The sequence below is a fragment of the Streptococcus castoreus DSM 17536 genome (genome assembly GCF_000425025.1).
GTDB lineage: Bacteria > Bacillota > Bacilli > Lactobacillales > Streptococcaceae > Streptococcus > Streptococcus castoreus.
The window spans coordinates 1-14005 of the sequence record NZ_AUKZ01000011.1 but is presented as its reverse complement, the minus strand read 5'-3'; the positions used below and the strand labels follow the sequence as shown (position 1 = coordinate 14005).

The window sequence follows — 14005 nt, the reverse complement described above, 5'->3', positions numbered from 1 at the left end:
AATGATAAAGATTTATTTTGGAAAAGATACAACACTTAACCAAGCTATTCAGTCGCGATTGGATAGCTATCAGATTGACTATCAAGCATTCTCAAGTAAAGATATAGATGCTAAAACACTGATGGAATGGCTATTCAGGTCGACCGATATATTTGAATTACTAAGCACTAAGATGTTGAAATACAAGCTGAATACACAAATTACCCTTAGTCAATTTGTTCGAAAGATTTTAAAAGATGTCAATAGCACCCTGAAGCTTCCCATTGTTGTGACAGATGAGGTTATTTATTCGAACATGTCCCCTGACTATGTGATGGTACTCTTGCTAAAAGAATATCGGAAAATTGAAAGAATTCAGCTGATGAGGAAGATGGAGCAGTTAGATGAGGGACGTCTATTCTGGAAAAACTTTGAATTGTTCCGTAAGCAATCAGAGCTACGTTGGTTCGAATTGAATGAGTTGTTGTTTGCTGACGTGTCTGATGATTTAGGAGAAAACAAAAAAGCTAAAGACCGTTTCTTTAGCTACAAGAAAAATAAACAGGTCCCGCCTGATGACATTATCGAAAAAATCCTCAAGTTATTTTTGGTTGACCGAGAAGACTTTTTCAAAAAATCTGTGTTGGATTGACAAAATTTCTAGTCAAAAACATTTATGAAAACAGATGTGAAAATTTTGTGAAAATATATTTTGGGAGTCGGATTTTTAGGGGTTGCGAAAAATTTATAACAGGGCGCCCTAACAGCCGCTATGTGCATTTACTACACCCGTTTTTTGGCAAGTTTGGCTGGAGCAAAATGAAAATGGTCCGACGAAGTCGGCTCGGGGTTGCTCCCCCGAGAATGTCATTTTACGTAAGCCTTTGCGTAGTCAAAAAAATCGGCGCCGATAGGCGACCATCAAAGAAAGGAGTTCTTTTTGGATATAAAAGTTAGCTTGGATAACATTACAATGACAGCTTATATCAAGACACGAAAGCTCCTTAACTTAAAGAAACTAGTTGAGAGTCATACAGCTATCACTATTCAAACTGCTATGACTGATATGTTCAGAGCCTGTACAAAGGATGGAGGTCAAGTTGTGCTCCACATGGAATATGACAAAATAAAAGGACAAGCCTTTAACGCTCGCCCTTTCCGACTGGAGTTCAATCCCAATAAACTCCGTTCAGTAGATACTGAAATTATAGACACTATTATACCATATCTTGAAGATATTTCAATATCTCGTGTCGATTTAGCTTTTGATTTGTTTGAGGTTGATTGTAGTGAGTTTGTGCTAGAGAAAAAGGGACGCCCCACTGTGACCAAAGAATTTCGCTCAGATACTGGAAAGCTAGAAACAAAGTACCTAGGCGCTTCTCGTTCAGAAAAACAGGTTAGGCTGTATAACAAGAAAAAAGAGCAACTGGAAAATGGAACTGACAAAGACAAGGAATTTGCTAGTCAGTTTCAGAACTGGTGGCGCTTGGAATTTCAGTTAAGAAGTCGTTCAGTCGAGGAAATATTCGACGTTATCAATACTGTTGTTTTTAAACCATTCAAATTTGAAGGCTTACCTGTTGAAACTCAGATTTATCTTGTAACTCTTACACGAGATAAAAATATCTGGAAGCGGCTACACAGAAACACAAGAGCAAAATACAAAAAGATTTTAGAAACCTATCAAACGTCAGGTACTGATTATTTAGGTTTGCTGAAAGGCTTGCTGAAACATGAGCGACCAAGACTAGAAAATCAGCTTGCTTATTATGGGGGTAGGATAGACAAAAATAGCTTTCAACCCTTTTGTTGAAAATTCAGTATTATCAAGAAGTTACGAGGTCAAAAATGAGAATAAAAGATTATGCTGATAGTCAGGGAGTGAGTAGTCAGTCTATCTATAAACGGATACGTTCTCCAAAAGATAGAGACAGGTTGAAAGGTCATTTATACCGAGACAACCAAAAGGTTGAAAATCTTGATTTGATAGGCATTAAGATACTTAAAGATTATCATTTTGAAGATGATGTCATTAAACTGGAAAAAGAATTAGAGGAAGCTAGAGCAAGTATGGGCAAATTAAATCAGAAATTAAAGTTGTTGAAAGCCCATAGAGCTAGTTACCAAAGAAATATAGAAGCATGGTCTGCTTATGCTGATAGTCTAGAAAGACAGAGATTGTATTTTATGATTGCTCTAGGATTAGTATTGATAGGCTTTATTATTGCTATGGGGTTCGCCATCTTCTGATGGCAATTGTCGGACAATGCGAAGCGTCCGATTTGGGGCACTGATGAAGTGCCCTACTCGCATAGGCGAGTATAATCGAAACTCCTCTTGTGGCTCGAGAGGTGGTTCGAAGTCGTTCCTGTGTTCGGAGCGAAGAGCTGTCTGCAAGACCCGTCGGAGAACGCACATTTACGGAGTAAAGTGTAGTGCGTTATTACACTTTACATGGAAGTGCTGCAGATCTCTTAAGAAGAAATCCAGATAATAGGTTGCTTATTCATGGTGGCAATGACCTCCACCATCTCGGCGACCTTTTGAGCCGAGAAAGGAAAACTGAAAAATGAGTTACGTTGTTGCTAGAATGGCTAAGTATAAGTCAGGTCAGTTGACTGCTATTTATAATTATAATGAACGTGTTTTTAAAAATCACTCAAACAAAGAAATTGACGTTGAGAAATCTCACCTTAATTATGAATTGACAAATCGTGACCGCTCACAAAATTATCACAAACAAATAAAGGAGCATATTGATGAAAATCGCCTATCTACTCGCGGAATCCGTAAAGATGCTATACTCTGTAACGAATGGATTATTACTTCAGATAAAACGTTTTTTGAGTCGTTAGATGAGAAACAGACTAGAGTTTTTTTTTTGAAACAGCCAAAGATTATTTTGCTGAAAAATATGGTGATACTAATATTGCTTACGCTAGAGTTCATCTTGATGAAAGTACTCCGCATATGCATTTAGGTATCGTGCCTATGAAAAATGGTAAGTTAAGTTCAAAAGCACTGCTTGGAAATAAAGAGAAACTTGTAGCAATTCAAGATGAACTTCCCAAATACCTTAATGAACATGGTTTTACCCTACAACGTGGTGAAATAGGTAGTAAGAAAAAACATTTGGAAACTGCTGAATATAAAGAAAAAGAACGCTTATTGAACAATGCTGATAAAAACTAGCTGATAAAAACGAAGAATTGAAAGCACTTGATGATAAGATTTCTAATGTTAACGATATAATAGCTGACAAAGAAAGTAGGCTTAAAGAATTAGAAGCGAAAGAATGGGATGCTGTTGGCGATTTGAAGCAGTATGAATTAGAGAAACAGCCACTAGCTGAAAGTATTGAAGACATAAAAGACATTGAACTATTACAACTTGATAGAATTCAAAAAGAAGATTTGGTAAAACAACCCTTTGATGGCAAATTGAAGATGGATAAGGAAACCTATAATAGACTATTTCAAACTGCTTCGAAACATGCATCTAGTAGTGCTGAGTTGAAAAGAGACTTGGTTAAAGCCCAGTCGCAGAACAACCACATTTCTAGAGAACTACTCAATCACCGTAAGACGGCTGATGAAAATATCAAACTAAGTCAAGAAAACAGAAAATTAAAGGACAAAGTGAAAAAGCTTGATGAACAAGTGAAAATTCTGAATGAAAGACTTTCTGTTTGGAAAGAAAAAGCTAAAGATTTTATGCCTAAACAGGTTTATAAAGAAACACTGTCAATCATAAACACCATAAATCCTGTTGGGTTAGCTAAAACAGCAATCAGACAAGTTAAGAAGATGGTTGATAATAGTTAGCCACTTTTATGCCGTGAAAGTCTCTTGATAACAAGCTAGGCTAAAAAAGACCAGGTTTCTTGTTGTCAAGAGAACCATGGAATAAATTTTAAAATACAAGGAGAAACTAAAATGACAGATAAAAAAATCGCTTATTATTTTGACTATAACCTATCAAAAAGAGACATGGGTGGACTGGAGCCTGTATATACAGGTGAAAACCTCTTGTTTTTACTTTCTTGGACGTATTCGCATACTGATGCACCGGATAATCTACAAATTGATAAATCGTTGTTTGCAGTACCAGAATTCAATGAATTTTATGATAATAACTTACAGCTTTATCGTATAAAGAATGAGTTGGTCAGTTACAATATCAGATTTGGATATGACCTCCACCCAGAGGATAGAACAAAGATGATAATAGATATTTTGCCGACTGACAAAAGAGATTTTGTTGAGGGATATAGAAAGTTTATTGCTGATATTTCCAATCCTGACACACGTTACACCATCTATCACAGACATAGATACCATGTTGCCTATTGAACGCATAAATATATATAAAAGACTTGCAAAAGATAATAAAAAGTGATAGTTTAGAAAACAGGCTGAGACTGAGTTTGAATTGGTGACAATTCATTCAAAAAATGCTTTTCAAAGGTATTAGGTAGAGGTGTTGTCTCCTGAGTTTTCTCAGGTAAATCCCCGACGGGGTTCTCAGCTTTTACTTTAGGAGATAGTTGATTGACTGGTAACAGTTTTCTCAAAGGTATTGTTTGTCAATACAGGGTCGGCTCTGCCTTGTGGAATATCTACTAAACAGCCCGAACTAATTTTGCTCCTAGGTAATTTGTAATCTCCAAAAAACCTTAGCAGTCTGCTAATGCTTTTCGATTGCTATTTAAACAATTTCATATAGTCGCTTCGAGTAGGAAGCAAGTAATCAATAACAACCCTATTCTCTTCCTCCTCGATATGGTATAGGACAATATAATCTTTACTTAAGGTGTAACCTCTAGTACTGTGATAATTGCTGATTTTTGAGCCATATTTTTCATCGGCATCAAAACCAACTTCTGGGAAAACTTCAAGTTTTTCTATGTCATTAATGATTTGCTCCATTTTACGCTGACCTGATGTTGAGGAATAGTTTTGAGAAATATAATCACGAATTTCTTTTAGCTTCTCTAAAACATCAGGAGCATAGATAATCTGATATTTCTTATAGTCCAAGTTCAGCCCTCACTTCTTCAGAGGTATAAAACTTCCCTTGACGAACATCCTCAATATTTTTGCTGATTTCAGCTTGAAATTGCTTGAAAAGTTTTTCTTTCTCTAGCTCCTCTTCCGTCAATAAGTCAACCTCATTTGTGACAACGACATTTTGTAGGAATAATCTTAAAGCAGATGATAAGGTTAAATTTTTCTTGTTTAATACTGTCATTGCTTCGCTTACTAGTTCTTTGTTAGCTTGGAATGTGACAGCTCTGTTTTTTTCTACTGTAACCATGTTATGTAACTCCTTTATGTAATTTTCTTAATTATCTCATATACATAAAAAAAGTCAATAAAAAAATCCCAACTGATTGAGATAGCTTTCGTTTATTTTATAAGCTCCGAAACTACAGAAAATTGATACCTTTTTGATACCGTTTAGGTTTAAATATTTGTCTATAAATAAGATTTTTAGTGATTTTTCATTTTAGAAACGTTGATTTTAAAGGGATTTGGTTTTAAATAATCAAGTGAACCAAAACTAGTCAGTTCTCAAAACGTTAAGAAGGGTTTTACAACAACGATTACAAACACTCAATGTTTACCTCATTGGGTGTTTTTTGTGCACTTTTTGAAAAACTCACCTCAAAATTCACCTCATTTTTACCTTATTTGTTTTTGAGTTCTTTGTAAGTAGCTTCGCCAGCACTAAGTGGAACAACATTTGAAGTGTTAACATAAATCTTTGTTGTGCTCAAATCACTATGTGTTAAAGCTTCTGAAATGGATTCTAAGGACATACCAGCTTGTTTAGCTAAGGTGGCACCAGTATGTCTTAACATGTGAGGAGTGGAATGTCTAAGGTTTTTATAACGACGTTCTACAGATTTCATTTTGTTATTAAGGTAATCTGCATGCAGAGGGCTATTCACATTGCCCTTGGTATCAATATAAGTAAACACATATTGTTCAAGAGTTTGAATGATACCAAATTTTGCTAATTCCACCTTTTGTTGACCCTTCCATTGATGTAAGAGAATAGACAATTCTTGTGGAATACCAAAAATTGTTTTCTTTTCACCCTTAGTAGATTTGGGATTCTTATATTTATCCAAAGCTTGAATCAAACTAATTTCAGATGTTTCAAAAAGAATGTGTTTCCACTGTAGAGCATAGCTTGCGGATTTACGATCATTCAAGATAAAGGTTGTAAAAAATAAAACATAGTCTTTAAGCGACAATCTTTTGTTTTCTAGGTCTTCTCGAAATGCTTCAAACCATTCCTGTAACTCACTTAAAGTAAGGTACAAATCCTCATCTCGTTTGGCTTCTTGTAATTTGATTTTCTTAGTAGACTTAATACGACTGATTGTTTTAGATAAACGGTTCATTTCAATATATTCTAATTCCTCTGCCCAGTCAAAAATTGAATTAATATAACTATGTATGACCTTAAAATTTGCGTATTCATTAGCCTTGGCAGTCATCAAATTTAAAACAACCATTTTATTCTGATTTAAAAATTTAACGGAATAATTTCCAAACATTGGCAATATATGTAACCTAAAGATGGTTTCCGTATTGTCAATTGTTGGGAGAGCGGGTGGCTTATTTGTTGAAGTTGTTTGACCTGCTTTATAAGCTTCCCACCAGACATTATGATAAAAATCTTTAAAGAGAATATCTCCATTGATTGCTTGATGTGGTAATGCACCTCCTTTTTGGATAGTGTTAATATCTATTAAAATCTGTAATTCGGCTTCTTTAGCCTCCTTCTTTGTTTTAAACCGCCTATCGTAGTAATTTCCTGAAATCCCTAGAGATGACCTAACTTCTGTCGGGACATAGAGTTTTAAACGATAAGAACCATTTGCTGTTTTTGTAATTGTCATAGTAATCTCCTTTTTACTGAGCTAGAAAATTACCATGACTTTATTATAATGAAATCAAAAGTGATTTTCCAGTTGTATCATCCACCTACGGATACTATCTTTGTCAAATTGAATTGTTTTTCCAATCCGAATATACGGCATTCCCTTCCTTATCCAGATATCCAGCGTATTATTTGAAATTCCCAGATACTGACAGGTTTGCTTTTTATTTAAAAAAGGACTAATTTTTCCTGAATCTTCTTTAACGGGTTCAATCTCATCTTTAATAAGATTTGCTATAAAAAGTTGAATTTCTTTAGTCTGCTCTTTTGGTAAAATAACTTGCATAGTTTTCCTCCTCGTATAATAATGTTGTAGTTAATAACTACACAAATTTATTTTTTATCTCTTTCTTGAGATTGAAAAGGCAACACTTTTCTGTATAAAATTTATAAAGTGTTTTTATTAAGCAATGACTCACCTAGTCATTGGTGTTTGGTAATTGAGACTGCCGTAGATGCGATGGTGATTCCACCAGTGGACATAATCCTTGGTTTTAAGGGTTAATTCTTCCAGAGAGTGGAAGGTTTCTTGGTTGATAAACTCAAGCTTAAAGGAACGATAGGTACTCTCAGCTACCGCATTGTCATAAGGACAACCCGCTTGACTCAGCGAACGTGTGATGCCAAAGGCTTCTAACATCTCATCAATCAAGGCATTATCAAACTCCTTACCACGATCAGAATGGAAGAGCTTGACTTTGGTCAGAGCATAAGGAATGCTTTGAATGGCCTATCCCTTGGTCGGCAGTCTTGTGCCAACCAAGGGATAGGCCAATGATTTCACGATTAAAGAGGTCAAGAATCAAACAAACATAAGCCCAGCGATTGTAACGGACATAAGTCAAGTCCGTTACAATCGCTTCAAGTGGCTTTTTTTGCTTAAATTGTCTGGCTAAGAGATTTGGAATAGGTGCTTCATTCTTCCCTTTAGCATACGGTTTGAAGGCAGCCTTCTGGTAAACAGAAACCAAATTCAATCTCTTCATGATGCGACGAATCCGACGGCGAGATAGTGTCAAACCTTCAGCTTCTAGACATTTCTTGATTTTCCTGGCGCCGTATCTGGACTTACTCTCAACGAAAATACGTTTCACCATTGCTTCAAGTTGTGTCTCAGATACTGGCACTACAGCCTTGTAGTAATAGCTGGAACGCGGAATATTTAAACATCTACACATGGCCGAAATGCTGTATTTGTCCTTGTTAGCGGTGATTATTTCCCTTTTCGTGCCATAATCACCGCCGCTTGCTTTAGGATATCAACCTGCATTTCAAGCTCTTTGTTGCGTTTTCTAAGTTCCATCAACTCACGCTGCTCATCTGTCAGATTATCAATCGTTTTGAAGGAACCAGTTGTTCTTGCTTGTTTAACCCACTTGTCAAAGCTAGACGGGGTCAAGTCATACTCTTTGATAATCTCGCTTCGCTTCATATATAAATCTGTTTTTTCAAAGACTATTTCTTCTTCATCCATCATTTTCATTCTATCTTCATGATAAATCGCTTTACGATTGAGACGAAAGTCAATGATATAACAGATATAATCCCATAAGAAAACGTGCATTTTCTTTCCTTGTGGTTCATATTCTGTATAAAATTTGGCGAGTTTATAAGGGATATACCAGTAGAGTCAGTACTATTAGTCACACGAAAATGACTGATGGTACGATAAAAAACAACAAATTTGACCAGTTAGATAGTATCTGGCTATATTTTTAATCATGAGTTTCTCGGTTTTGTCTTGAAAAGACACCTTGAAAATAGGCAAATAAGAGGGCAGATAGGAGTATTTTGGGATGATCAGACAATGGTCAAAATGTGATAAAATGCAGCAAAATAGTCCTCTTCAAATTCATTAACTAGTAAAGATAATATGGTCTTGTGCCAAACAGGAATCAATTTCTAGTGGCAAGATTGTTTGATTTGTGCTATAGCGAACGTACACGAGATAGCTTTTCTAATATTTTAGACAATTATATTTTATTCAGACTATCTCTACAAGATAAAAAGCAATGGCATTAAAACTGTTGCTTTTTGCTTTAATTAGAAACAGGCTTTTGTTTATAATGTGTAAAAAAGCCAGTCAATCTGAAAATGTCTTTAGTATAGCTATTAAAAATTGACTTGTCCTGTTATAATCTAATTAGTCATTATTTCTAAGGTGTTGTGATTTGCCAGTCGGTCATTGTCATGTGTTAATAGTCATAAATTTGGTGTTATCGGACAGGGGATTTTATACCTTTAGTGTGCCATTCTATTTAAAAAATAATGAAAATGACCAGTCCTCTCAAGTTTATGCGTTTGCGTTCTTCATCGTTTAGGGCTTATCTAACATTTTAGAGTTGATAAATCATTTGACAGGCTGCTGTCTCCGCTCATTCTTAATGTTAGTTGATTTTCATAAGAGATTAAGGCAGTTTAATGACAATTTGATATTCTTGTAAAGGGACAGGTATTGCCTTTTCTCAAGTTAGTGGTTTATTTTTGATGACTTTATGATGTGGCTGTTATTAGATTAAAGGGAGGAATTTTAAAAAATGATTAGTGATAACGTTTTGGTGGCAATAAAATGCAATAATTTTTTAAGGTAAAATTTAGTTTTATTTGTTACTATTTTCTAGACGATTGCCACACACTTACTATATTTAGATAAATGGAAAGGATGCAACAGTGAATTTATTTGATCTCAGTTGGATTTATTTAAAAAGAAAGAAAAGCAAAACAATTATTTTAAGTCTTGTTATGTTATTGTTAGGAACTGCCTTAATTAGCCTTATGGGGATTAAGAGTTCTTTAGAAAAAAAAGTCATATCCAAGCAAGAAAAGACGATTTATTTAATAAGCAAAGATGGTGGTATCTGGCCTAAAGAGGCATTTAACGCAATAAAAACGGCAAAAATTACCGAAACTGTTGATGCCAGTAGAGAAATTAAGGAAAAAGCAGATGTTAAGTATGTGAAACATAAGGAAGTGGAAACGAATGATCCTTCTTTGACCATTGTAGCTTATAGTGATAGTACACGTATAAAATCTTTCAATGAAAAACAATTATTATTAGCTAGCGGTCGAGGGCTAAAAAATGACGATGTGAATAAAATATTAGTTCACGAATCATTTGCCAAGCTAAATCAGTTAAAAATTGGAAGTTATCTTACTGTTAAAGGTCGCAAATTGGAAATTATAGGCTTATTTAAGCAGTCTGGGAAGGCTACTGCCATTCAAAAAAGTACCATTGAAAACACCATTATCACTAATGAAAATGTGATTAATTCTTTAAATGGAAAGCAAGGCTATTCTACAATTGTATTGACTGTTAAAGAGTCTAAGCTAGTTAATTCTGTCATAGAGTCAATAAAACAATGGAGGTTAGACTGGTCTAAATTAAGTGTTAAAACGGCAGTCGATTTTCATGGAGAAACTTATAAAAATATCGTGACACTGTATTATCTAGTCAGTAAAATCATAATTATCGTAGCGATATTTGCCACAACTATCTTAGTAGTCATCCTAAAACGTTGGATTGCTAACAGGGTGCGAGAGACCGGAATTTTGCTTTCTGTTGGCAAAAGCAAATTGGAAATAATCGGACATTATTTAATAGAAGTTGTACTCGTCAGCTCGGTTTCTTTTGGCATTTCTATTGTTTTTGGAACATTGGTTGGGCAACAGCTATTTAAAACGTTAATGGCGCAGATAAATGGTGGCGTCGTTTCGTCAACATTTCAAGAAAGTGCCATCTATGCGGAAAGATTCAAGGATATTACTATTACGGTTGGGCTACAAGATGTCTTTTCATTGTATTTAATGGGAACGATGATTTGTATTATAGCGGTTATTGTTTCAGCCTACTCAATCGTTCGGTTAAAACCAAAACAAATACTCACGATGATGACTTAGGAGTTGATTAATGAATATATTTAAAAGAGCCTTACTCTACGTTACAAGAAAAAAGACCAAATCAGTCATACTGTTTTTAACACTGTGGGTAGTAGTGACTGGTTTATTAGTTGGTATTTCAATTAGAAAAGCTGGATTGAGTGCAAAGCATAGCTTTTCAGATAGGTCTTCTTACACGTTGCAAATTTCAAATAATTATACCCAACTTATTGGTGATGGATACGGATCGGGGGAAATACCAGAAGGGATCATAAAAGAAATAGCCAAACACTCATCAATTGAGAAAGTTAGTAACTTGATGACTGCGTTTGCCAATTTACCGAATCATGGGATTGTTAGAAAAGGCACTAGCGAAGAGGAGTATAAGGAAAATATCGTAACTGTCAGCAGTAGCAATTATTCAGAGATGGATACAAAATTTGTGGTCGGTATGGTTCGTTTATCTAAGGGACGACATATAACCCCAAAAGACAAGCATGCTGTTATGGTTCATGAGGATTTTGCAAAACTAAACAAATTAAAAGTAGGAGATACATTACCTATGGTAGGAGATCCCCTCAGAAATCCTCAGAATAAAAAACCGATTAATACCACAATAATAGGAATTTTTAAAGGACGAACAGCGACAAAAGCAAATTATCCTTATGAAATGTTGGAAAATTCCGTTCTTGGTGATGAGCAATTACTAAAGGATTTATATGGTTATAAGGAAGGACAAGCCTACTATGCGCAGTCTACATTCCAACTAAAAAGAGGTGCCCAGGTAGAACCCCTAAAAGCTTTGGTTGAAAAGCAAAAAATTGATTGGTCTAAGTATGAACTCACTTCAAAAGACAACTCACTTCGAACTTATGAAAAAAGTATAGACATCTTAAATGAATTTTCAAAACACTTAATCAGTGGAATTATTGTCACCTCTGTTGTGTTGCTGATGTTAACATTATTTTCTTGGGTTGGAGACAGGTCACATGAAATTGGAATCTTGCTAGCACTAGGAAAATCAAAGATTAATATTGTTCTACAGTACACTATAGAGGTTATGGTTGTAGCTGTCCTAGCTTTCTCACTAGCATTTGTCAGTGGAAATGTCCTTGGACAAAAGGTTGGAGATATGATGGTGTATCAAGCTTCACGATCTGCTAGGGCAGGTGTGGCAAAAGAAATGGGTGGGATGAACTACGGTGCAGACCCAGAAACAGATATGCTAATGCAAACCATCAAGAAAATAGATGTCACAATAACAAGTAAGGAAATGTTAACAGTATCTGCTATAGGAAGTGGTATTATCTTACTTTCAATTTTAGGTTCCAGTTTAGTCGTTTTTAGATACAAGCCGAAAGAAATATTATCGAGAATGTCATAAGAGGTAAATCAATGTTAGAATTAAAAAATGTGAGTTATTGCTACAAAGGTAATCAAAGTAATACTTTGAATAATATTAATTATGAGTTTGAAGCAGGAAAGTTTTACACGATCTTAGGAAAGTCTGGCTCAGGAAAAACGACATTATTATCATTAATGGCAGGGTTAGATACGCCTACAGATGGTCAGGTGTTATTTAAACATCAAGATATTAGAGAAGTAGGCTATGCTAATCATCGAAAACAGAATATCTCTTTGGTCTTTCAAAACTATAATTTATTAGATTATTTAACCCCGCTTGAAAATATTCAACTAGTCAATCCAAAGGCAGATAAAGCACTTCTGTTGGAATTAGGATTGGAAGAAGAACTGCTTTCACGAAACATTCTCAAGTTGTCAGGTGGGCAACAGCAACGAGTAGCTATCGCCAGAGCATTAGTCTCCAATACGCCAACAATTCTTTTAGATGAACCTACTGGAAATTTAGATTTTGACATTGCAAATGAAGTAACTAGCCTACTTAAGGAATATGCGCACAAGAAAAAGAAATGTGTCATCATGGTAACGCATAGCAGAGAAATCTCGAAACTTGCCGATGTTTCACTGAATTTATCAAGTGATAGCCTAACAAATTGCTAGTTTTAGAAAACTCCTAACAATGTAAGGGGATCTCAGTTCCAAGTGATTAGGGATATGCCAATAACTGCTCTTTTAAAGAGTCAGGATGAATGGAATTGTCTATACAAAAAGTCGCGAATACATCGTGAATGATAGGCAACTATTAGCTACAAACGTACAATGGGTTTACTAAATGTCTTTGAAGAATAGAAATGATGGCAATGATTTTCATCAAAGCACTTGAAGTAGGGATGCTCCAAAGCTATTCTAAGGACCCGATCCAGATGATTTAATTTGAGAAAGACCAAAGGAGTGGGAAATAAAAACTGCCTTTACTGACTTGGATTTTTTACATCAGGAACTAAGTATTTATCACACAGGTTAAGTGGTTTTGCTACTATATTATGGCATGACCACTTTTTTTACGAAACATCAATCTAGCATTCAAGAAACTGTGGAAAATACTTTGCAGAATATTTAATAATGCCAATTAGGGCATCTGTCACAATGCCAGGAGGAGAGTATTATACCACTTAATTTCCTTTGACATGGATGGAACTCTATTAACCAGTCCCAAAATAATAACTCAGAGTCTTGTGGAGACTAAAGAACGATCAAAGTTGGAAAAGAGGTTGTTTTAGAGATAGGTCGCCCACTTTTAGAATTATGACCTTATCGTGAGCAACTTCAACATTCAGATATGCTACCCCTTGAAAGTGGAACCATAATCTATGATTTTTACAAAGATTGTGTTATTGTTTTGACACACTTTATTCAAAAGACTCCAGTCTCTCAACCCTTGTGTTAAGGAAACTTTATTTTGAAAAACGAGTTTTATAGTGACAAGATCGACCAAAGAGGCAAACTAGAAATGAGGTGAATACTTTGATTGATTTTATTATTTTTCTTGCTATTCATTGTGATAAATTAGACCACCGTCAGCCTTTGTAAATTCGCTATCTCCGGGTCACGATTTTATTCTTGGTGTTTTGTTGCCAGTTAGCCGAGATTGAAAAGAAATGGAAGATTTTATTGATATGCTCCTTCTGGGGTAGTATGGTGATTTGAGTATCACATGATCCCCGAGGACGCAGTGAACCAAACGACTTGAAGGTTGACCTTGCTCACCCCAGTTTTATCTAGGTCAAACCACCTAACCAAAGAATACTGGATTATCACCAAACTTAGTGTT

The 14005-nt window shown here is 35.3% G+C and carries 11 protein-coding genes and 4 pseudogenes; 8 read left to right on the top strand and 7 right to left on the bottom strand.

Annotated features, from left to right (window positions below):
* Position 1: 1 nt before the first annotated feature.
* The 5 genes and pseudogenes from H346_RS0104615 (at position 2) to H346_RS09680 (ending at position 4380) form a co-directional block, all read left to right on the top strand.
* A complete protein-coding gene (locus tag H346_RS0104615; RefSeq protein WP_027970061.1) occupies positions 2-631 on the top strand; it encodes an arsenate reductase family protein in 630 nt (209 codons plus the stop codon).
* 288 nt (positions 632-919) lie between these two features.
* Entirely contained in the window at positions 920-1795 is an 876-nt protein-coding gene (locus tag H346_RS0104610) for a replication initiation protein (protein ID WP_027970060.1), read from the top strand.
* Positions 1796-1830: 35 nt separating this feature from the next.
* Positions 1831-2232 (top strand): hypothetical protein, encoded by a 402-nt coding sequence (locus H346_RS0104605; RefSeq protein ID WP_027970059.1) that lies wholly within the window; start codon positions 1831-1833, stop codon positions 2230-2232.
* A 319-nt stretch (positions 2233-2551) separates the two neighbouring features.
* Positions 2552-3806, top strand: a pseudogene (gene mobV, locus H346_RS09685) (MobV family relaxase).
* 111 nt (positions 3807-3917) lie between these two features.
* Positions 3918-4380, top strand: a pseudogene (locus H346_RS09680) (hypothetical protein).
* A gap of 4 nt (positions 4381-4384) precedes the next feature.
* Here H346_RS09680 and H346_RS10470 read toward each other — a convergent pair.
* From H346_RS10470 to H346_RS10625, 7 genes and pseudogenes are all read right to left on the bottom strand, one after another.
* Positions 4385-4555: a hypothetical protein gene (locus H346_RS10470; RefSeq protein WP_156888851.1), complete on the bottom strand. Its 171-nt coding sequence runs from the start codon at positions 4553-4555 to the stop codon at positions 4385-4387.
* Positions 4556-4685: 130 nt separating this feature from the next.
* The gene (locus H346_RS0104585; RefSeq protein WP_027970058.1) at positions 4686-5021 is read right to left on the bottom strand and encodes a type II toxin-antitoxin system RelE/ParE family toxin; all 336 of its coding nucleotides are present in this window, start codon (positions 5019-5021) and stop codon (positions 4686-4688) included.
* On the bottom strand, positions 5011-5298 hold the full coding sequence (gene relB, locus H346_RS0104580) for a type II toxin-antitoxin system RelB/ParD family antitoxin (RefSeq protein ID WP_000259017.1): 288 nt from the start codon (positions 5296-5298) through the stop codon (positions 5011-5013). The genes H346_RS0104585 and relB overlap by 11 nt, the downstream gene beginning before the upstream one ends.
* 373 nt (positions 5299-5671) lie before the next feature.
* Positions 5672-6895, bottom strand: coding sequence for a site-specific integrase (locus tag H346_RS0104575; RefSeq protein WP_027970057.1), 1224 nt, complete (start codon positions 6893-6895; stop codon positions 5672-5674).
* Between the two features lie 54 nt (positions 6896-6949).
* Complete coding sequence (locus tag H346_RS0104570) at positions 6950-7222, bottom strand: helix-turn-helix domain-containing protein (protein WP_027970056.1); 273 nt, start codon at positions 7220-7222, stop codon at positions 6950-6952.
* 129 nt (positions 7223-7351) lie between these two features.
* A pseudogene (locus H346_RS10715) lies at positions 7352-8395 on the bottom strand (IS3 family transposase).
* Positions 8372-8566, bottom strand: a pseudogene (locus H346_RS10625) (TcpE family conjugal transfer membrane protein); the annotation flags it as partial. The pseudogenes H346_RS10715 and H346_RS10625, both read right to left, overlap by 24 nt.
* Before the next feature lie 1040 nt (positions 8567-9606).
* On the opposite strand from H346_RS10625, the gene H346_RS0104550 reads away from it, so the two are divergent.
* The 3 genes from H346_RS0104550 to H346_RS0104540 are packed head-to-tail and all read left to right on the top strand — an operon-like array spanning position 9607 to position 12834.
* Complete coding sequence (locus tag H346_RS0104550; RefSeq protein WP_027970052.1) at positions 9607-10833, top strand: ABC transporter permease; 1227 nt, start codon at positions 9607-9609, stop codon at positions 10831-10833.
* Positions 10834-10843: 10 nt separating this feature from the next.
* Positions 10844-12196 carry an ABC transporter permease gene (locus tag H346_RS0104545; RefSeq protein WP_027970051.1) on the top strand — a complete coding sequence of 451 codons (1353 nt, stop codon included), beginning with the start codon at positions 10844-10846 and terminating at the stop codon, positions 12194-12196.
* Between the two features lie 11 nt (positions 12197-12207).
* A complete protein-coding gene (locus H346_RS0104540) occupies positions 12208-12834 on the top strand; it encodes an ATP-binding cassette domain-containing protein (protein ID WP_027970050.1) in 627 nt (208 codons plus the stop codon).
* The last annotated feature ends 1171 nt before the right edge of the window (positions 12835-14005 follow it).

Coding starts and splice junctions, on each gene's coding strand:
- H346_RS0104615 (WP_027970061.1), top strand. CDS start 2: ATGATAAAGATTTATTTTGGAAAAGATACAACACTTAACCAAGCTATT.
- H346_RS0104605 (WP_027970059.1), top strand. CDS start 1,831: ATGAGAATAAAAGATTATGCTGATAGTCAGGGAGTGAGTAGTCAGTCT.
- relB (WP_000259017.1), bottom strand. CDS start 5,298: ATGGTTACAGTAGAAAAAAACAGAGCTGTCACATTCCAAGCTAACAAA.
- H346_RS0104575 (WP_027970057.1), bottom strand. CDS start 6,895: ATGACAATTACAAAAACAGCAAATGGTTCTTATCGTTTAAAACTCTAT.
- H346_RS0104570 (WP_027970056.1), bottom strand. CDS start 7,222: ATGCAAGTTATTTTACCAAAAGAGCAGACTAAAGAAATTCAACTTTTT.
- H346_RS0104545 (WP_027970051.1), top strand. CDS start 10,844: ATGAATATATTTAAAAGAGCCTTACTCTACGTTACAAGAAAAAAGACC.
- H346_RS0104540 (WP_027970050.1), top strand. CDS start 12,208: ATGTTAGAATTAAAAAATGTGAGTTATTGCTACAAAGGTAATCAAAGT.